We start from the raw sequence: 17,940 nt of genomic DNA on the forward strand, positions 1-17,940 counted from the left end.
GTTCAGGGCACCGGCAGCCACCCGGCAAGCCGGTCCAGCGCTGCGGACACGTCCGCGGTCGATCCGGCGAACGACAGGCGCACCGTCTCGTCACCTCGGACCGTATCGAAGTCGATGCCGGGTGCGAGCGCAAGACCCGTGTCGTGCAGCAGCCGGGAGCACCACGCGGTGGACGTCTCGTCCCCCAGCAGGTGGGCGATGTCGGCGTACACGTAGAACGCGCCGTCGGCGGGCGCCAACTTCGTGATCCCGAGATCCGGTAGCCCGGACAACAACAGTTCACGGTTGGCGGCATAACGGGCAACGTGCCCGTCGAGTTCGGCGCGTGATTCGGCGCTGAATGCCTCGATCGCCGCGAACTGCGAGATCGACGGCGGGCACACCGTCATATTCGAGGCCAGGCGCTGCAGGGCGGGCCGTAGCGATTCCGGCACGAGCATCCACCCGAGTCGCCAGCCTGTCATCGAGAAGTATTTCGACACCGACCCGACGACGACCGACTCCCTCGACGTGGCCCACGACGTCGATGTGTCAGGCGAGCCCGGGGTGTCGAATTCGATGCCGTGGTAGATCTCGTCGGAGATCAGCAGCGCGCCGTGATCGTCGCACCAGCGGGCCAGCGCTGCGAGTTCGTCCGGTTCGATCATGGTGCCGGTGGGGTTGGCCGGACTCGCGACCACCAGCCCGGCCGGCGGGGTGTCGAGTGCCTCGAGCATGGCGACGGTGGGCTGGTAGCGGGTATCGGGACCGCAATCGAGTTCGACGACGTTGCATCCGAGGGCGGCGAGTGTGTTGCGGTAGGCCGGGTATCCGGGCCGCGCGACGACCACGGTGTCACCCGGATCGAATGCGGCGAGGAAAAGCAGGGTGAATGCGCCCGACGACCCGGTGGTGACCACGACGCCGTCGGCATCGACGTCGACCCCGTACCGGTCGCGGTGGTACCCGGCGATCGCTTCGCGCAGCGGGAGGATCCCGAAGGTCTCCGTGTAGCCGAGGAGTTCGGTGTCGACGGCGCGGCGGGTCGCGCGCAACACCGGTGTGGGTGCCGGTGTCGACGGCTGCCCCGCAGCCAGGCTCAGCACGTCACCGTGGGTGCGTTGCCGCTCGGCGGCAGCCTTCCACACGTCCATGACGTGGAACGTCTCGATAAGGGAGCGTCGGGATTCAGTGCGCACGACGTCGACGGTAGTCGTCCTCCCCGTGCGCTCAGAGTCGGACGTACTGGCGACCGAACAGCGCACCCCACGCGATGGGGAGGTCGTGGAGCGAAGCGGACGCGGCCGGGACGCCGGTGGCGTCGTCCGCGGAAATCTCGGCGGGCACCACGGGCAGCAACAGGTGCGAATCGAATCGGCCACCCGCGTGCACGATGTGGAATCCCTGGTTGATCGTGCGGTCGTGCCGGACATCGGGGAGGGTCTCGAAATCATGGCCGGTGATGACCAGGGCGAGCGACGATCCCGCTTCGAAGAAGGTGCTGTGCGGCATGATCTCGATGTCGACGGGCACGATCTGGCCCGCGACCAGCGGCCGGTACTCGGCGGGATCGATCACGGGGCGGTAAGCGGTCGACGCTTCCGGATCGAGCGCACGATGTGAGACCCGGATCCATCCGTACGCGACGACCCCTTCTTCGAAGCCCCCGTGTCCTTCGAATCGGACATCCCGCCCGGACGGATCGATCTTCTTCAACGCGACGAACAGGTCCATGTCAATGGCGTCCTTGGCTTCGACCCACAACCGCAGTGCGGCGTGACCGGTGACCTCGGTGTCCTCGTCGAATGTGGTCGTGAAGACCATTTCGTCGCCGGCGACGGGGAACATTCGGTCGCTTGCCGCTTCTCCGGGTATCGCGGATCGCAGGCCACCCGTACCGTGATCGAGGTAGAGCGACACGTAACGAGTGTCCGGAAGTGGCCACTGCTGCTCGTGGCGTTCGGAATAGGTGCGCAGGTCGTGGCGGGTTTCGAGACGGACCCGCGGAACCTCATCGAAACCGTTGTCGTCGCCTTTGAGGAAATGGTCGAAGAACCGACGCTGCATATCGAGCGCTTCGCCGCCGTAGAACGTCTGCCAGGTCTTCCGGCCGTGCGTGTACAGCCACTTGTCGGGCGAACCCACCCGCGTGTAGCCGGTGATCGATCCGCGAGTGCGTGGCCCCTGATCGGACCACGACGCTCCCACGAGAGCGGGCACAGTGACGTCCTCGAAGGGCGGAGGACCTGCCACGTGCCTGAACCTGTCCGGGAATCGGCGCATCAGCCAGGGCGCGATTCTGCGTACCGACGCCGACGCCGACCGGCAACCTCGGTGCATCGCGCTATACCAGAATTCGCTGTAGCGGGTTTCGGGAATGCCGCCGTGACAGAGACTGTCGAGAAAGGGATCGGTGACACCCTCCCATGGCGCAATGGCGGCAAGGTGCGGTGGTTGTTGCGCAGCGATGTACCACTGCAGGGTCGCCAGATACGACGCGCCTGCCATTCCCACCTTCCCGGTGCTCCACGGTTGTTCGCCGGCCCATTCGACGACGTCGGCGGCATCCGAGGCAGCCCGGCCGAGCAGCAATCGCGGGCGTCCGCCGCTGGCGAAGCAGCCGCGAAGATCGGCGACCACGACCGCATAGCCGCGCGGTACCCAGTAGCCGGGATCCGGTGCCTCGAAGGCCGTGCGGTCACTCAGTTCGAATTCGCCGACGAAGCTCCCCGACGCGGCGAGCGCGTCGAAATCCACCGGATATCGATCGACACCGGCGTCCTTGCCGTAGGGGGTGACGCAGACGAGGACGGGGCATCTCTCGACCCCTTCCGGCCGGTACACGTTCGCCCGCAGGGTGGTGCCGTCGGCAGTGCGGATCGGGACATCACGATCGACGACGATGTCGCTCGGCAGCGGGTACACCCGGACGCAGTGATGCCCGAGCGGAGCCGGATCCTGTATCGACAGACGCTTCCACGAACCCATGTGTCACCTCATGTCCTCGTCAGAAGATGCACCGAGTGTGAAACATACTTTCTGTACGCGCAAGTTTTTCCCGCGCGGGATCCAATCAGAGCGTGATGCGCCCCTCGACAGCAGCAAGGCCGATGTCCTTGCGGAAATGACCGCCCAGGAGCTTGATGTCGCCCAGGGTCGCGTACGCGTCCGCACGTGCCGCCTCGAGATCGTCGCCGACCCCGACGACGCTCAGCACACGACCGCCGGCAGACAGGAGCGCGCCGTCGTCGCCGCGCTTCGTGCCCGCGTGGAGGACCTTGTCGCTGTCGGCACCGGTGATCACGTCGCCCGTCCGGGGACTCGCCGGGTAGTACTCCGCGGCCAGCACGACCGTCACCGCGGCGCCGTCGCGCCACTGCAGCGGAGGCAGCTGTGCGAGGGTTCCGTCGGCGACCGCACTCAGCACCTCGCCGAGCGGGGATTCCAGCAGCGCGAGCACGGCCTGCGTCTCGGGGTCCCCGAAACGGCAGTTGAATTCGACGACCGCGGGGCCTTCCTCACCCATGGCCAGGCCCGCGTAGAGCAGGCCGGAGAATCCGCTACCGCGACGTACGAGTTCGGCAGCGACCGGCTTGACGACCTCGTCGACGATCTGCGCGACGGCGTCTGCGGACAGCCACGGAAGCGGCGTGTACGCGCCCATGCCGCCGGTGTTGGGGCCGAGGTCGCCGTCGCCGACGCGCTTGTGGTCCTGCGCGGGAAGCAGCGGCACCACGGTCTCGCCGTCCACCAAGCAGAACAGCGATACCTCGGGCCCGTCGAGGAACGACTCCAGCAGTACGGGATGCCCGTTCTCGATGATCTCTGCTGCGTGATCGCGTGCGGCGTCCCGGTCGGTGGTCACCACGACACCTTTGCCCGCGGCGAGCCCGTCGTCCTTGACGACCCAGGTGGGGCCGAACCGGTCGAGGGCCTCGTCGATGATCGCGGGGGTGTCGACGACCTCACTGCGTGCCGTGCGCACACCTGCGGCGGCCATGACGTCCTTCGCAAAGGCCTTCGAACCCTCGATGCGGGCAGCGTCTGCGGACGGGCCGAAGCAGGGAATGCCCGCTTCTCTCACAGCCTCGGCGACACCGAGAACGAGCGGGACCTCGGGGCCGATCACGACGAGGTCGACCTGCTTGTCTTTCGCGAGCGCGACGACCTCGTCGGCGGACGAGGCGTCGACCGGATACTGCTCGGCGACCTTCGCGATGCCGGCGTTGCCCGGAGCAGCCAGAACGGCCGTCACACCCGGATCCCGAGACAGAGCCAGGGCGAGGGCATGTTCACGGGCACCGGAGCCGATAACGAGTACGCGCACGCAGGACAGACTACGGGACGGGGCTCCACACGAGATCGGCACGGCCACGGGTGCGAGCGACGGCGGTCGCGTTGGGCAGATCGACCTCGCGGACCCAGTCGTGGGCCTGTGTCCGCGCACGTCCACCCATGCGATGCCGGCGGACCAGCCGCGGAGTGAGGGTCCCGGCGGGCACGTCGAGGTAGATCACGAGATCGAGAAGCGGACGAATCTCCTGCCAGCCTCCGGTGTCGAACAGCAGGTAGTTCCCTTCGGTGACCACGACACGGGCAGACGGTTCGATGGCGTGCACCGCAGCCACGGGGTCGTCGAGCCTGCGCGAGAAGTCGGGGGCGTAGACAGCTTCCTCGCGGCGCAGTCGCATGCGCTGGAGCAGTTCGCGGAATCCCGCCACGTCGAAAGTGTCGGGTGCCCCCTTGCGCCCGCGTATGCCGCGCGCGTCGAGCTGGGCGTTGGACAGGTGGAATCCGTCCATCGGCGCCAGACCCGTTTCGATTCCCGCGCGGGTGAGCGCACCGACGAGTAGCCCGGCGGCACGGCTCTTCCCGGATCCGGGCGGTCCGCACAGCCCCACGATCGTCCGGCGGTCCACCGGTAGTGGAGCAAGAACCTCGGTGACGAGCTCGTCGATGAGCGCACGCTGGGTGCCGACACGTGCGGATCCGGGCCCGTTCATGGAGGTGACGATACGACCGCCCGGCCCGGCAGGCTGGACACTCTCCTCCGTCACACCTATCGTTGATTCCGAAATTCCGAAATTCCGAAATTCCGAACTTACGGAGTAGACATGTCGACGAAGGTCCTCGCCGTACTTGCCGCCGCGACCGCCCTGACACTCACGGCGTGCACCGATGCACCGCCTGAAGACGACACGGCAACCGCCACGACCACCACCGACGACTGCGCTTCCCTCCCCGCCGCCGACGTGACGAGCCCCGAAGGCTGGATCGGATACCTCGCCGAACACCCCGACTCGGTCGGTCTCGTCATCGACGACGGAAGCGGGAATGTCGTCGCACACGGCGCCGACGACCCACAACCACTCGCGTCGGCAGTCAAGGTCGTCCACCTTGCCGCGTACGCGCAGGCCGTTGCGGACGGCACTCTCGACCCCGCCGAACAGATCCCGGTCGCCGAATGGGAACGCTGGTACCTCCCGGACACGGACGGCGGCGCACACCCCGCCGCGCTGGAACGCCTCGGAGTCACCGCCGAGGGCACGGTCGCCCTCGACGACCTGGTGACCGCAATGATCCAGGAGAGCGACAACGCCGCACCCGACTACCTGCGCGACCGGCTCGGCGACGACGCACTGACCGCAGCAGCCGAGCAAGGCGGCTGGGACGACTTCGCACCGCCCACCATGCTCGGCAATACGCTCGGGTTCATCGCACCGGAAGACACCGACGCCGGCCTGTGGGACACCGCGCAGCGCTACGCGAACGATCCCGGGTTCCGCGCCGAGATCCTCGAACTCGTGCAGCAACCGGATGTATTGCCCGACGACCCGTTCGGCGAAATGGACCGGATCCAACGAGACGACAACGCGGGAACCGCCGACCGGCTTGCGGGCATCCATCGGGCGATCGCCGACGGGTCGTTCGGGAGCGGAGCGGACATCGCTCGCGGTCACCTGGAATGGCAGCCCGCACCTCCCGGTGCCGAGGGTCTCGGATTCAAGGGCGGAAGTCTGCCCGGGATCCTCACCGAGGCAATGAGCCTGCGACTGGCCGACGGCACCGTCGCGACCGCAGTGATACTGACGTCGAACATGACGGAAGCCGACTACACGGCTGCGCTCGGAAGCTTCGCGCACCAAGGCCTGATGTTCGCGGCGATGACCGAGCCCGAGATCCTCGATCGGATACGGTGCGCGGTGTGAACGACCGCCCGACCGGCAGCCACGAGGACCGCATCGCCGACCTCGAACGGCGCGTCCGACTCCTCGAGAACAGCGCCTCGCCCGAGGAGAGCCCCGGCTCGGCATCACCGGGGGCGGCAGGCAGCATCGGCTACCAAGGCACCGTAGCGTTGTCCGGCACCGTGTCGTGGACCATCGAATACGACGCTGCCGCCACCCTCGATCTCGATGGGTCCGCGATCGCAGCGGTCCTCGACGCGCTCGGCAGCCCCGCCCGGCTCGCGATCGTGCGGACGCTGCTGCGGGGGCCTGCCACTGCTGGGGAATTGCAGGAAGCGACGGCCCTGTCGTCCCCCGGCCGCCTCTATCACCACCTGAGGACACTTTCGGCTGCACACGTCGTCGAACAGCAGTCCCGCAACCGCTACCACATCCCACCTGCGAAGGTCGTCCCGTTGCTGGTCCTCTCACTCGCCGCGGCAGATGTCGCCGAGCAGCTGTGATCGGCCTATTGTGCCGGTATGGCTTCCGTGTTCAGCATGATCATTTCCGGTGACCTGCCCGGTCGGTTCGTGTGGGAGGACGACGACGTCGTCTCGTTCCTCACCATCAATCCCCTGACCGAAGGGCATGTCCTCGTCGTTCCGCGACAGGAGGTGGACCACTGGCAAGACGTCGACGACAACCTCTGGGACAAGGTCAACCATGTCGCCCGCGTCGTCGGCCGAGCAGTGTGCGCCGCGTACGAAGCACCGCGCGTCGGGCTGGTGATCGCCGGCCTCGAGGTCCCCCACCTGCACCTTCACGTGTTCCCCGCGCACACGCTCGGCGACTTCGATTTCTCACAGGCAGAGAAGGACCCGTCGGCCGAGTCGCTCGACCGTGCCCGCGACCGGATCCGGGCGGCACTGCGCGAACAGGGGCACGGAGACCACGTCCCCGCCTGAAGCCGCGTCGGAGGCGGAACTGTCGGAGGCCGAACTTCAGTGGGCCCGGGTCTCCGATGCAGTCGACTCCGACTCACCGGCGGCTGCCGGCACCGGTCCCGCGCCGTCCGGACCCTCACCGAGGGGATTGTCGAGGAACGCGGTCAGCTCCACCCACGACGTGGCAGGCGCCGTCGTTCCCGCGAGTATCCCGAGGTGAGTGCCCGGGACGCGTACGCACCGTACTCGCGGCGCCCCGGTGAGTACCGACGTGACCGGCTCGACCGACGGAATCGGAGCGAGAACGTCGTCGGTGCCGCCGAGCGCCAGCACGGGGACGTCGACATCGGCCAGTTCGACGACGCGACCACCCAGCTGGAGCCGTCCGGTCGTCAGTTCGTTGCCCACGGTCACCTGCACCGCAAGCTGACGGAACACCCGGCCTGCGTAGCCCTCGATCTCGTTCTGGAACCGGTCGACGCGCTCCATTCGCGCGAGCTTCTCGCGGTCGGCGATATTGGCGGCGACGAACCACGGCCGCCTCACCTCGCGTTCGATCGCGGTGATGCGGTAAGCAATCCGCACTACAGGTGCAGGAATCCCGCCGAAAAGATGGTCGGCGACGTCGATCGCCGGCTCCGCGAGATATCTGCCCGCCAGGCGCGGGAGAACCATCAGCGGAATTTTCTCGTAGTCGATCGGTGTCCCGAACGTGGTGATCGAGCGGACCGGTAGCTCCGGGTGGGCCGCCGAGGTCAGCAGTGTCAGACTTCCCGCGATGCTCCACGCGACGATGTCGACCTTGCGCCCACCCGACAGTTCCGCGACACGATGAATCGCCTCGGGTAGCACGTCGTCGATCCAGTATTCGAGACCGAGGTCGCGGTCGTCATCGGTCATCTCCCCGTACTCGATGAGGAAGACACTGCGGCCGAGCCCCACGAGGTACGCCGCGAGGCTCTGCTCCGGCATCAGGTCGAAGCAGGTCGGCGACGCTGCGAGTGGCGTCACGAGCAGCACGGGGTCGCCGGCGTCCTCGGGGCCGAAGCGACGCAGCGTCCGGTGCGGACCGTCGCCGACCACGACCGACGGTGTCCGGTGCGGCTCTGCGACACCGTCCGCCACGAACAACGACCACGCGTTGTGGGCGGCCTTCGACACGAAATCCGCGATCCCCATCTGGCTCCCTACGTGCCCTACGAATCGGCATGATGCGAAACGCAGTGTAGAGCAGGGTGGGGTGTCACTCCGGGTGCAGGCGCGGAATCCGCACGCGGAAGGTCGAGCCCTGCCCCGGGATGCTGTCGACGTCGACGGTTCCGCCGTGCGCCGCGACCAGGGCCGCGACGATGGACAGTCCCAGACCGCTGCCGCCGCCGGTGGCACCGCTGCGCGACCGAGAGCTGTCGGTGCGGTAGAAGCGCTCGAACACCCGCTCCCGGTCGACCTCCGACAGCCCTTGCCCGGTATCGGCGACCTCGAGTACGGCGTCGCTGCCGACCGTGCCCACCCGGACCGTCACGGATGCGTCGGCGGGTGTGTGGGTCAGCGCGTTGGTCACAAGGTTGCCGAGGACCTGCCGCAACCGGACATCGTCCCCCAGCACCTCCGGGGTACCCGGCCCGTCCAGGACTTGGAGGCCGATGGTGCGGTCCGGCGCGACGACCCTCGCGCCGTGCACGGTGTCAGCAGCGATCGCGAGGAGGTCCACTGGCTTGTGCTCGAGCGGGCGTTGCGCGTCGAGCCGTGCAAGCATCAGCAGATCCTCGACAAGTACGCCCATGCGCCGCGATTCGCTCTCGATGCGGCCCATCATCATGTCCGTGTCGTTGCTCGCACCCTGCTTGTACAGTTCGGCAAATCCTCGGATCGTCGTGAGCGGCGTGCGCAACTCGTGACTCGCGTCGGCGACGAATCTGCGCATCCGTTCCTCCGAACGCCTGGCCGACTCCTCCGACGCCGCGGTGGCGGTGAACGCCTCCTGGATCCGGGCGAGCATCGTGTTGAGTGCGACCGACAGACCCCCCACCTCCGTTCTCGGATCCGATTCCGGGACACGCTCGTTCAGGTCACCGGCAGCAATCGCGGCCGCCGTACGCTCGACCTCCTGCAGCGGGCGCAGGCTGCGTCGAACGGCGAAATATCCGGCAACGCCGAGAAGAACGAGCACGATCCCGCCGATCACGAGTTGCAGCACGACGAGTCGGCCGACGAGATCCTCGGTTTCCGACAACGTCAGTGCGACGGTGGTGGTACCGCCGTCCCGATCGCTTGTCGTCAGTACCCTCCATTCGACGTCGGATCCGCCGGTCGAGCCCACTGTGGTGAGCCCGGGTTCAGGTATCGGCGGCAGCTCCGGAGACTCCGACTGGTCGTTGATCAGCAACCGGATCTCGCCGTCTGCATCGGTCAGACGGACATAGAACGGGCTCGGCGGGCGGCCTGCTTCCACGGTCTGTGGCAGTGGCGGTAAGGGGCGGGCGCCGAGTGGTTTCGCCCAGGTCTGTGCGGCGTCGTGCAGGTCGCGGTCGAGACGGGAGATCATCGAGGTCTCGAACGCCGAGGTCACAGCGAACCCCGAGGCCAGCAATCCCAGTCCCGCGAGCAAGACCAGAGCCGCGACCAGCTTCAGCCGCAGCGGCACCGCATGCAGTCGCGGGAGCCAACGAGGCATACCGGCAGTCCGGGTGCTCACGCCCTGGGCTCACGCATCACGTAACCGACGCCCCGCAAGGTATGGATCAGCGGAGTGTCACCGGTGTCGATCTTGCGTCGCAGATACGATACGTACGACTCCACGACACCCACCTCTCCCCCGAAGTCGTAGTTCCACACGTGTTCCAGGATCCGGGGTTTGCTCAGCACCGTGCCCGCGTTGACCATGAAGTAGCGCAGCAGCGTGAATTCGGTGGGAGACAGCGAGACCGGCTGTCCCGCTTTGAACACCTCATGGGTGTCGTCGTCGAGTTCGACGTCGGCGAACGTGATGCGGGCCGATCGCTCGGACTCCGACACCTTTCCCGCGCGGCGCAGGATCGTGCGCAACCGTGCGATGACCTCTTCGAGGCTGAAGGGCTTGGTCACGTAGTCGTCGGCTCCGAGTGTCAGCCCGGACACCTTGTCCTCGACAGCATCTTTTGCGGTGAGAAAGAGGACCGGTGCGTCTATGCCGTCGGCGCGCAGACGCCGCAACATCCCGAACCCGTCCATGCCGGGCATCATGACGTCGAGGATCACCGCATCGGGACGGAAGCGGCGGGCTTTGTCGAGGCCTTCCGTGCCGCTCGAGGCAGTCTCGATCTCGAACCCCTGGAACTTCAGGCTCACCGACAGCAGTTCGACGATGGTCGGCTCGTCGTCGACGATCAGGATGCGGGCTTCGGGCTTGTCTGTCACGTGCATATTGTCGCGTCCGCCCCTGGAGTCCCGCTGGACGTTCGCTGTGAACTTCCTGGGAGCCGAATGCGGTGAGCTTGCCCACCGGACCCTTGCCGCCGGCGACCTCGTTTCCTAGCCTGGAGCGATGGTGACCGCATGCCGGTCTCCCGGACGAGCGCACCGTACCCGGCCAGCGACAAGACGGTGCAGGAGTTGTCGTCATGGCATGGATCGTCCTTGTAGTGTCCGGGGTCCTCGAAGCGGTATGGGCCACAGCATTGGGTAAGTCGGCAGGTTTCACCCGACTCAACCCCAGCATCGTCTTCCTCGTTGCGCTGACATTGAGCATGGCCGGACTGGCCTATGCAATGCGCACCCTCCCCGTCGGCACGGCGTACGCGATCTGGGTCGGCATCGGCGCGGCGCTGACCGTCGGTTATGCAATGGTCACGGGCACCGAAGCCGCATCGGTCGTCAAGATTCTCTTGATCGTCGGAATCGTCGCATGTGTGGTGGGCCTGAAGATCCTGCACTGATCACCGGCGTGATTCCTGTGTGTCTCGGGTTACAGTGAACCCGTGAAATTGGGGTCCGCGTTCTCGATGCCGCTGCGAGTCGGTCTGGCCGCGGCAGATTCCGCGCTGCTCGTCGCCGAAACGGTCATCGGCACGATACGTATCGCGGTGTCGCCGGCGACCTATTCGGCGCTGGGCGCGGTCGGACTGAACGACACCCGAGACTCGATCGGGTTACTGCAGCAGGTGTCGCGGTTGACCGCGGACGATCGCGGGCTCGGGCAGGCCCTCCGCCCTGGCGGTCCACTCGACCGGCTCCTCGCGGCCGGTGGTCCGGTGGATCGGCTCACTGCCCCCGGCGGCCCCCTCGAACGCCTCCTCGAGCCGGGAGGAGCGCTCGACCGACTGACCGTTCCCGGTGGCGCGCTCGACCGGGTGCTCGCCGACGACGGAGCTCTGGACCGACTCCTGTCCGAGGGTGGACTCCTCGACCGCATCACCGCGCCCGACGGCCCACTCGAACGACTGCTGGCACAGGACGGCGCGGTCGAGCGTCTCACTGCGCCCGGCGGTCTGGTCGATACTGCACTCCGCCCCGGCGGGGTCATGGAACGCGCACTCGCCGAAGGCGGCACGCTCGACGTGCTGCTGTCCGAGCGCGGCGCGCTCGAGCGATTGCTCGCCGAGGGTGGCCCGCTCGATCAGATCGTGTCGCTGTCCGAGACCCTCGCAAGCCTCACTCCGGGCATCATCAGGATGAACGCGAGCGTCGACACCCTGCAGGAAACCGTCGAGCTGCTGCGCGGCGCTGTGGGCCCGCTCGGCGACCTCGCGGGCAAACTCCCGGGCCGTTGGTTGCGCAGCAGTAAGGGCGAGATCCTCCCGCCTCCCTGACCAGGAACGATTCGACCATTGTGCACGTCGTGTCACGGTTCCGCGTCACATATAGACAGAAGCAACCTTTTCGGAAGGACGCTTCTGTCTATATGTGCGGCAAACGCATCGAGGGCCTCAGCGATCCTCTCGCCGCGTCGCGACCAGCTTTGCCGCGTCGGCACCGGCCCGCACCACTGCATCACGTAACGACACACCGGTGCCGAGCAGGGCCGCAAGGGTGCCCGCGAAATGGTCGCCTGCACCGGTCGTGTCGATCACGGCCACGTGCGGGACCGGAATGCGCTCGATACCGTCCTTCGTCCCGATCACGATGTCGTCGCCTCCCCGGGTCACCACGACTGCGGAAACCCGTCCGAGGAGCCGCGCCATGACGCGGTCGATGTCGGTGCCCGGGTCGGTGTTCGCGTAGTACTCCGCCTCGTGTTCGTTGACGACGAGCGGGTCGGCCACCTGGAGGATTTCGGGCGCGACCGGAGCGGTGGGGCTGGGATTGAGCACGAACCTGCGCTGTCGAGCACGAGCCCATGACGCCACAGCGTGCGTCACCGGTGGTGGGAGTTCGAGCTGAGTGAGGACGACAGCCGGATCCAGCTCATCGAGCGCTTCGGTGACGTACTCCGGGTCGAGGAGTCCGTTCGCACCGCCGATCACGATGATCCTGTTGCTTCCGTCCTCGGCGAGAACGACGATGGCGCGACCTGTCGCGGCGTCGAGATCGGTCAGGTGGCGCGTGTCGACACCCGCTGATCGCTGAGCAGCGCGCAGGACGTGGGCGGCATCATCGTGTCCGACAGCGCCGATGATCGCCGTCGGGGCGAGCCGGGCAGATCCGATCGCTTGATTGGCACCTTTTCCGCCGGGATGGGTCGACAGACTCCGGCCCAGTACCGTCTCCCCGTCGTCCGGGGCACGCGTCACGAGCGCAGTGAGGTCGAGGTTGAGAGATCCGACGACGGCCACGATGCACTCCTGTGGCACGCCGGCGTCAGTCTGCTGCACTGCCCCGCTCGAGCCCGGGGCACACCATGTGCACCACTTCGTCGGCCCACGTCTCGTCGACCCGTCCGTGTCGCAGATATGCGCCGAGATACGACCCGACGAGCGTGGACACCGCGGTGTCGATATCGAGGTCCGCGCGGAGTGCGCCGGCCTCGACGGCGGCGCGGAGAACCTCGGCCGCGACCTGACTGCGACTGTTGATGATGTCGCGGAACGATTCGGTGAAGTCGGGGTCCTGGTCGGTCAGGACCGCGCTGACGCTGCCCATACCGATATCGCTCGACAGGGCCACTCGGAGCAGGTCGAGGGTCCACTTCACCCTGTCGTACACGCAGAGCCCGTCGGGCATGCGCGGAGCCGCGGACTGCGAGTCGAGCGCTGCCTCCACCAGTTCGTCGCGGTTGGCATACCGACGGTAGATGGTGGTCTTCGCGACACCGGACAATGCGGCGACGGACTCCACGGTGACACGGTTCGGGCCGTGAGCGCGCAGGATCGCGAGCACCGCACCCAGAATTCTCGAGTCCGTTCCGGCGCGCGACTTGACGGAACGTCGCGGCGATACGGACGCGGGTTCCACGTCGGCATCGACAACCATGTCCATCCCTCCTAGGGCGAGTGTTCCCCGCATCTGCATCGAGTCTGCGGAAGAACACACCCCGAAATCAAACACTACGAAACGATACGCTACGCTGAGCGTATCGTTTTTCCAATTATTCAGTTTTGAGGGGCTGCGCATGACAGAGATCTATGCACCGACTCCGGGATACAACTTCGATTCGGAGACACTTCTCGAGAGCTATCGCACATACGACGCAGTGGAACGCGCGATCGACCACCTGTCCGACGAAGGATTCCCCGTCGAGTACCTACGGGTCGTGGGCCAGGGCGTCACCACGGTCGAACAAGTCGAAGGCCGGATGACCACGGCACTCTCCACCGCCAAAGGTGCGGGTGTGGGCGTGTGGACGGGCCTGCTGTTCGGACTTCTACTCGCCGTTTTCCTTCCTGCGAGCACCGTCGCCGGCCCCATCTTCGTCGGCATCGCATTCGGGGCACTGTGGGGCGGCGCACTCGGCTTCGTCGCCCACTACAGCACAGGTGGCCGGCGCGACTTCATCTCGCGCAAGAGCATCGAGGCCAACCGATACGACCTGATGGTCGAGCAGGATTTCGCCGCCCAAGCACGGGAGAAACTCGCGCTACGGTGATTCCATTGCCGCTCGAGTACGCGCTTTCGCCCCGACAAGCCCGCCTCGAGATGGCATGATCCGAATATGGCCGGTCCGACGTCGAATTCATCGCCGCAGTTGTCAGTGGGTACTGCCGTGATCGTCAGAGCGGGGGTTGCCGAGACGCGATCGATACCCGGCAAGATCGTGGAGGATTACGGCAGTACCCAGCAGGTAGTGGGCGCAGACCTCGGGCGCGACTGGGCACCGATCCGACGGTGGGCGGTCGCGCTCGACGACGGCCGTCTCGTATTCGTCGACGACGACGATCTGGAAGTCGCCCCCGCCTGACCGGCTCAGGCAGCGACGATGCCCGCCACCGGAATCCTGGCGTCGACGGCCTGACGGAAATTGATCATCGCACGCTCGAGGTGGTCACGGTTGGTGACCAGCACAGCTCCCGTTGCCCGACGTTCGAGCAGGACGTCGTTGGTGAATCGCGCGTTCTCCACGGTGGAGGTCGACTCGGGTTCTTCGATGATCCGCTCGGGCGGAATACCCCGCGATACCAGCCACTCCTTCATGGCCCCGGCCTCGGTGATGCCGTCACGCGGCACTCCCCCGGTGACGACGATGGGTGCCGTCGGATAGCGCTCCGCCGCGCGGAGAGCCGCTTCGAGTCGTTGCTCGAGCACAGGCTGAATCTTGCCGTCCTCGGTCAGGCCCGCACCGAGAACCACCAGATGGGTACCGATCGGATTCATATCGAGCATCACCGGAAAGCGAGGAGTGAGCTTCTCCAGCTCGGTGCAAGCGATGATCAACTCGTCGATCGTGCCCTGGCAAAGCGGTGTGATCGACAGGATTCCGTTGACGATCGTGTCCACCGAAGGTGTTGCGGCTGCCTGCCCTGTCGAAAGTCCGAGCGTGGCCGTCGCTGCCACTGTGGCCGCGAGCACCGTCCGTCGAACAACTCTCATGCACGTCTCCCATCCAGGCGTGGTCGGATTCCGGCTGCGCCGCACTGTGCCATATCGACCGGCACCTACACGCAACGCAGCTGGACCGTCAGAGACGATCACCATGCCCGTGCTGAAATCTGAGGAAATTCGACAACACAAGAAGGACGATGCGGACAAACTTCGGTTCCCGAGATTCGCTGTCGAGCACGGTCTGTGAGTCCAGGGTGAGCATCCGGAGCGTAGACAAACCCGACCCGCATATGCCAGAGTTCGTCCACAAATGAAAAGGCCCGCCGCGAGATTAGGCCCTCGCGACGGGCGGGTGTCCGACTAAACAGGAGTCGAACAGTGACCGAGCATACCCATGTTCACAGCACGGGTGGTATCCGTCGTGGGCCACGTCTGGCCGACAACTTCACCATCCTCTCCAACGCTCTCATCAACGATGAGCGTCTCAGCTTCCGCGCACGAGCGGTGCTGATCTGGCTTCTCTCCAAGCCCCACGACTGGAGCATCCGCTCCGACGCCATCGCCGGACAGTCCCCACGCGAAGGCCGCGAAGCGATCCGCACCGCGATGCGCGAACTCGCCGAGCACGGCTATCTCGTCCGCGAGAAGGTCCAGGACGAGCTCGGCCGCTGGTCGACCATCCAGACCATCTACGAAGAGCCTCGGGCAACCGGAATCACGCCTCCCGATCCGACGCCCAGGAAATCGGATTCCGGTAGCGCGGCCGACGGAAAAGCGGGCGCTCTTACAAAGGACCGATCATCAAGTACTGAAACCAACGACAACGACGCGCGCACGATCGCACCGCCCGGTGCCGGCACAGCGCAATCCACGTCGTTGTCGTCAGCGGCAGAAGGTCTCGACAAGACGACGCACGCTGTCGTCGACGAATCCCACGCGCTCGTCACCACACTCGAAGCCGCGACCCTCGCCGCGGGCCTGCCGGCGTCCTACGCGCGGATCAAGGTCGAGCAGAAGCGCGAGATCACCGCGATGATCCAGATTCACGGCATCGACGCGCTCGTCGAGGCCGCCACCCGCGCGCACCGGCCCGCGAACCCGACGATGCACGTCCACGGCTGGATCCGCCTGTGGAGGTCCCTGCCGGTCCACCGTTCGCTGCCTCGATCGAGTTCCTGTCGCAAGTGTGTGAACGGGTGGGTCGAGGACGACGAATACGAGATTGTCGGCCGCTGCGAGTGCCGACGTGCCGCGTGATGCGCGACGGGCGCCGAATTCGGTATCTCGATGCGCTGGGGTGCATACACGCGCACCAACTTTCGTCTACCGCACTAGACTGGAAACAGTCCAGAAGGATGGACTGTACTAGCAAGCACCAGCCGTGGCCCCAGGGGATCCCCCCTCACCAGAGCTCGAGGACAAGAACAGATGACGCACTACAAAGTCGAGGTGACCCGCGACGGCAAGTGGTGGATGGTCTCAATCCCTGCACTGGACGGACTCACCCAGGCCCGCCGTATCAGCGAAGCCGAACAGATGGCTCGCGACTACATCGCAGTCACCACCGACACTCGCATCGAGGACAACACCGTGACCATGCACCTTGACGTCGAGGGCGTCCCCGCCAGTGAGCGCGCCGACAGAATCCGCATCGACCGTGCCGAGGCTGCCCGCCTCGAGGCCCGCGCCCTTGCTGAAGCCAAAGCGCTCGCCCACGACCTGGCCGAACAGGGCGTCCCCGTCCGCGATATCGGCGCGATCCTCGGCGTCACATTCCAACGAGCCAGCCAACTCGTGAACTCGTGACCCACACCGCCTGCAGTCGAATGCGGTGAGGCGCAGTACGTCACTGGGTCGGGATAGCAATAGGGCGGTCCTGACCACCGCACCCTCCGCGTGCAATTCCCGGATCTGGAGTTGCGGCACCCCCATCCGAGACACCGGCTGGCAGCGAGGGCGCCAGCCGTGCGACATTGGTTCATGAGCTTATCGGCGTTCCATGAAGAGTTGTCCCCACAGGACGTCTCGTGAATGCCGGTCATGGCTCGATTCTTGATCTGACGGTCCGTTGTCCATACTTGTAGCGCAGCTTGGCGTTGATCAAGGCTCCGATGCGTTGACACATGTGGCGGAACTGCTGGTCCTCGGACGCTGGTGGGCTCGACCAGCAGCGTCCATCGCAAGTTCGTTCTGCCGCTGCCAGCGGGTAAATCGAATGCAATCTGAGAATCTGGGCGCGTGGTCCGCAAGGGTGACCGAATTACACGCGACGGCCGGTCGGACTCGAGCACGACAAGCGGCACCTCGTCTGCCAAGAGATGCAGTCATGGTTGACTGGCTGGCGATCCGGGTTGACGAGATCGTCAAAAGGCCATATGCCGACCCTACACAATCAGGGGCACCCGCGTAGCGCCTCGACGTCGAGCCGAGCCACAAATCGGCTCTATCATCACTCAAACCTTTTGGGTTGCAGCAGTTCTGGACGGCGCTAGGATTTCGATAATTCAGACTACGTCAAGTTGAGCGAATTCGACTCTGCCCCAGACTTATCCAGAGCTGAAGGCACGATGGTTCGGCACGTACCGTAGGACCATAGACCGGCTGCGCATTCGCTGCCAGCACCGTCACAAAGACATTCCATCAACGGCACGGATTCGCCTTGGACAGTCCCGCAGACAGGCCCGCCGGAGAGTCTCACCGCGGCGTATACATCAGTCCGCTGTCCGTACGGTCATCCCATGCGTGGCGCACATACCGGTTGCCCGAGCCTGGGGGACAGCGCCCACCTCGACCTGGAATTGCTAGATAGTATCAGTTATCTGGCAAGGAGGGTCACGAGTCGTAGAACATGCGAATTCATGAACTCCACCATTTTGGGCCACGACGATCCGTCTGAATTGACCACTCATATAGACGCTGAGCTGCGAATTTAATGGCCGGGTTGTTCTACAGGA

The 17,940-nt window shown here is 65.8% G+C and carries 19 protein-coding genes and 1 riboswitch; of the genes, 9 read left to right on the forward strand and 10 right to left on the reverse strand.

Translation table 11 applies throughout. The annotated features are described in order from the left end of the window. Window positions 1-2 precede the first annotated feature (2 nt). The 4 genes from Q7514_RS17250 to Q7514_RS17265 all read right to left on the reverse strand — a co-directional run bounded on the left by Q7514_RS17250 (window position 3) and on the right by Q7514_RS17265 (window position 4,982). Window positions 3-1,178: a pyridoxal phosphate-dependent aminotransferase gene (locus tag Q7514_RS17250; RefSeq protein WP_330134502.1), complete on the reverse strand. Its 1,176-nt coding sequence runs from the start codon at window positions 1,176-1,178 to the stop codon at window positions 3-5. Between the two features lie 31 nt (window positions 1,179-1,209). After that, entirely contained in the window at window positions 1,210-2,967 is a 1,758-nt protein-coding gene (locus tag Q7514_RS17255) for a CocE/NonD family hydrolase (protein WP_330134503.1), read from the reverse strand. 85 nt (window positions 2,968-3,052) lie between these two features. Beyond that, complete coding sequence (gene purD, locus Q7514_RS17260; RefSeq protein WP_330134504.1) at window positions 3,053-4,306, reverse strand: phosphoribosylamine--glycine ligase; 1,254 nt, start codon at window positions 4,304-4,306, stop codon at window positions 3,053-3,055. A gap of 10 nt (window positions 4,307-4,316) precedes the next feature. Beyond that, entirely contained in the window at window positions 4,317-4,982 is a 666-nt protein-coding gene (locus Q7514_RS17265) for a nucleoside/nucleotide kinase family protein (protein WP_330134505.1), read from the reverse strand. A 111-nt stretch (window positions 4,983-5,093) separates the two neighbouring features. Between Q7514_RS17265 and Q7514_RS17270 the strand changes: the two genes are divergently transcribed. Genes Q7514_RS17270 through Q7514_RS17280 form a run of 3 tightly spaced genes read left to right on the forward strand, consistent with a single transcriptional unit; the run spans window position 5,094 to window position 7,114 of the window. Continuing rightward, window positions 5,094-6,188, forward strand: coding sequence for a serine hydrolase (locus Q7514_RS17270; protein ID WP_330134506.1), 1,095 nt, complete (start codon window positions 5,094-5,096; stop codon window positions 6,186-6,188). After that, complete coding sequence (locus Q7514_RS17275) at window positions 6,185-6,670, forward strand: ArsR/SmtB family transcription factor (RefSeq protein WP_330134507.1); 486 nt, start codon at window positions 6,185-6,187, stop codon at window positions 6,668-6,670. The genes Q7514_RS17270 and Q7514_RS17275 overlap by 4 nt, the downstream gene beginning before the upstream one ends. An 18-nt stretch (window positions 6,671-6,688) precedes the next feature. Continuing rightward, complete coding sequence (locus Q7514_RS17280) at window positions 6,689-7,114, forward strand: HIT family protein (protein WP_330134508.1); 426 nt, start codon at window positions 6,689-6,691, stop codon at window positions 7,112-7,114. Window positions 7,115-7,150: 36 nt separating this feature from the next. Here Q7514_RS17280 and Q7514_RS17285 read toward each other — a convergent pair whose 3' ends face one another. The 3 genes from Q7514_RS17285 to Q7514_RS17295 form a co-directional block, all read right to left on the reverse strand. After that, entirely contained in the window at window positions 7,151-8,272 is a 1,122-nt protein-coding gene (locus Q7514_RS17285) for an alpha/beta hydrolase (protein ID WP_330134509.1), read from the reverse strand. Window positions 8,273-8,336: 64 nt separating this feature from the next. Beyond that, a complete protein-coding gene (locus tag Q7514_RS17290) occupies window positions 8,337-9,767 on the reverse strand; it encodes a sensor histidine kinase (protein WP_330134535.1) in 1,431 nt (476 codons plus the stop codon). Between the two features lie 17 nt (window positions 9,768-9,784). Next, window positions 9,785-10,489 (reverse strand): response regulator transcription factor, encoded by a 705-nt coding sequence (locus tag Q7514_RS17295; RefSeq protein ID WP_330134510.1) that lies wholly within the window; start codon window positions 10,487-10,489, stop codon window positions 9,785-9,787. A 127-nt stretch (window positions 10,490-10,616) separates the two neighbouring features. Then, window positions 10,617-10,682: riboswitch (guanidine-III (ykkC-III) riboswitch) on the forward strand. Window positions 10,683-10,692: 10 nt separating this feature from the next. Between Q7514_RS17295 and Q7514_RS17300 the strand changes: the two genes are divergently transcribed. Both Q7514_RS17300 and Q7514_RS17305 read left to right on the forward strand, forming a co-directional pair. Next, window positions 10,693-11,007, forward strand: coding sequence for a DMT family transporter (locus Q7514_RS17300; RefSeq protein ID WP_330134511.1), 315 nt, complete (start codon window positions 10,693-10,695; stop codon window positions 11,005-11,007). A 42-nt stretch (window positions 11,008-11,049) separates the two neighbouring features. Further along, window positions 11,050-11,880, forward strand: coding sequence for an ABC transporter (locus Q7514_RS17305; RefSeq protein WP_330134512.1), 831 nt, complete (start codon window positions 11,050-11,052; stop codon window positions 11,878-11,880). 117 nt (window positions 11,881-11,997) lie between these two features. Here Q7514_RS17305 and Q7514_RS17310 read toward each other — a convergent pair whose 3' ends face one another. Beyond that, window positions 11,998-12,843, reverse strand: coding sequence for a ribokinase (locus Q7514_RS17310; protein WP_330134513.1), 846 nt, complete (start codon window positions 12,841-12,843; stop codon window positions 11,998-12,000). 25 nt (window positions 12,844-12,868) lie between these two features. Further along, window positions 12,869-13,480, reverse strand: coding sequence for a TetR/AcrR family transcriptional regulator (locus Q7514_RS17315; protein ID WP_330134514.1), 612 nt, complete (start codon window positions 13,478-13,480; stop codon window positions 12,869-12,871). Window positions 13,481-13,619: 139 nt separating this feature from the next. On the opposite strand from Q7514_RS17315, the gene Q7514_RS17320 reads away from it, so the two are divergent. Together Q7514_RS17320 and Q7514_RS17325 are read left to right on the forward strand one after the other, a co-directional pair. Continuing rightward, entirely contained in the window at window positions 13,620-14,093 is a 474-nt protein-coding gene (locus tag Q7514_RS17320; RefSeq protein ID WP_330134515.1) for a general stress protein, read from the forward strand. A gap of 117 nt (window positions 14,094-14,210) precedes the next feature. After that, entirely contained in the window at window positions 14,211-14,405 is a 195-nt protein-coding gene (locus tag Q7514_RS17325; protein ID WP_408016115.1) for a hypothetical protein, read from the forward strand. 5 nt (window positions 14,406-14,410) lie between these two features. Here Q7514_RS17325 and Q7514_RS17330 read toward each other — a convergent pair whose 3' ends face one another. Continuing rightward, the gene (locus Q7514_RS17330; RefSeq protein WP_330134517.1) at window positions 14,411-15,034 is read right to left on the reverse strand and encodes a YdcF family protein; all 624 of its coding nucleotides are present in this window, start codon (window positions 15,032-15,034) and stop codon (window positions 14,411-14,413) included. Window positions 15,035-15,364: 330 nt separating this feature from the next. Here Q7514_RS17330 and Q7514_RS17335 point away from each other — a divergent pair, with 330 nt between their 5' ends. Then, window positions 15,365-16,243, forward strand: coding sequence for a replication protein (locus Q7514_RS17335; protein ID WP_330134518.1), 879 nt, complete (start codon window positions 15,365-15,367; stop codon window positions 16,241-16,243). Between the two features lie 171 nt (window positions 16,244-16,414). Beyond that, complete coding sequence (locus Q7514_RS17340) at window positions 16,415-16,792, forward strand: HicB family toxin-antitoxin system (RefSeq protein ID WP_330134519.1); 378 nt, start codon at window positions 16,415-16,417, stop codon at window positions 16,790-16,792. The last annotated feature ends 1,148 nt before the right edge of the window (window positions 16,793-17,940 follow it).

It is taken from the genome of Rhodococcus artemisiae (assembly GCF_036327795.1).
Lineage (GTDB): Bacteria > Actinomycetota > Actinomycetes > Mycobacteriales > Mycobacteriaceae > Rhodococcus > Rhodococcus artemisiae.

What these genes read in the sequence shown, in the direction of transcription:
- Q7514_RS17320 (WP_330134515.1), top strand. Translation starts at nt 13,620, where the DNA reads ATGACAGAGATCTATGCACCGACTCCGGGATACAACTTCGATTCGGAG.
- Q7514_RS17280 (WP_330134508.1), top strand. Translation starts at nt 6,689, where the DNA reads ATGGCTTCCGTGTTCAGCATGATCATTTCCGGTGACCTGCCCGGTCGG.
- Q7514_RS17270 (WP_330134506.1), top strand. Translation starts at nt 5,094, where the DNA reads ATGTCGACGAAGGTCCTCGCCGTACTTGCCGCCGCGACCGCCCTGACA.
- Q7514_RS17265 (WP_330134505.1), bottom strand. Translation starts at nt 4,982, where the DNA reads ATGAACGGGCCCGGATCCGCACGTGTCGGCACCCAGCGTGCGCTCATC.
- Q7514_RS17315 (WP_330134514.1), bottom strand. Translation starts at nt 13,480, where the DNA reads ATGGTTGTCGATGCCGACGTGGAACCCGCGTCCGTATCGCCGCGACGT.
- Q7514_RS17300 (WP_330134511.1), top strand. Translation starts at nt 10,693, where the DNA reads ATGGCATGGATCGTCCTTGTAGTGTCCGGGGTCCTCGAAGCGGTATGG.
- Q7514_RS17285 (WP_330134509.1), bottom strand. Translation starts at nt 8,272, where the DNA reads ATGGGGATCGCGGATTTCGTGTCGAAGGCCGCCCACAACGCGTGGTCG.
- Q7514_RS17290 (WP_330134535.1), bottom strand. Translation starts at nt 9,767, where the DNA reads ATGCCTCGTTGGCTCCCGCGACTGCATGCGGTGCCGCTGCGGCTGAAG.
- Q7514_RS17340 (WP_330134519.1), top strand. Translation starts at nt 16,415, where the DNA reads ATGACGCACTACAAAGTCGAGGTGACCCGCGACGGCAAGTGGTGGATG.
- Q7514_RS17255 (WP_330134503.1), bottom strand. Translation starts at nt 2,967, where the DNA reads ATGGGTTCGTGGAAGCGTCTGTCGATACAGGATCCGGCTCCGCTCGGG.
- Q7514_RS17330 (WP_330134517.1), bottom strand. Translation starts at nt 15,034, where the DNA reads ATGAGAGTTGTTCGACGGACGGTGCTCGCGGCCACAGTGGCAGCGACG.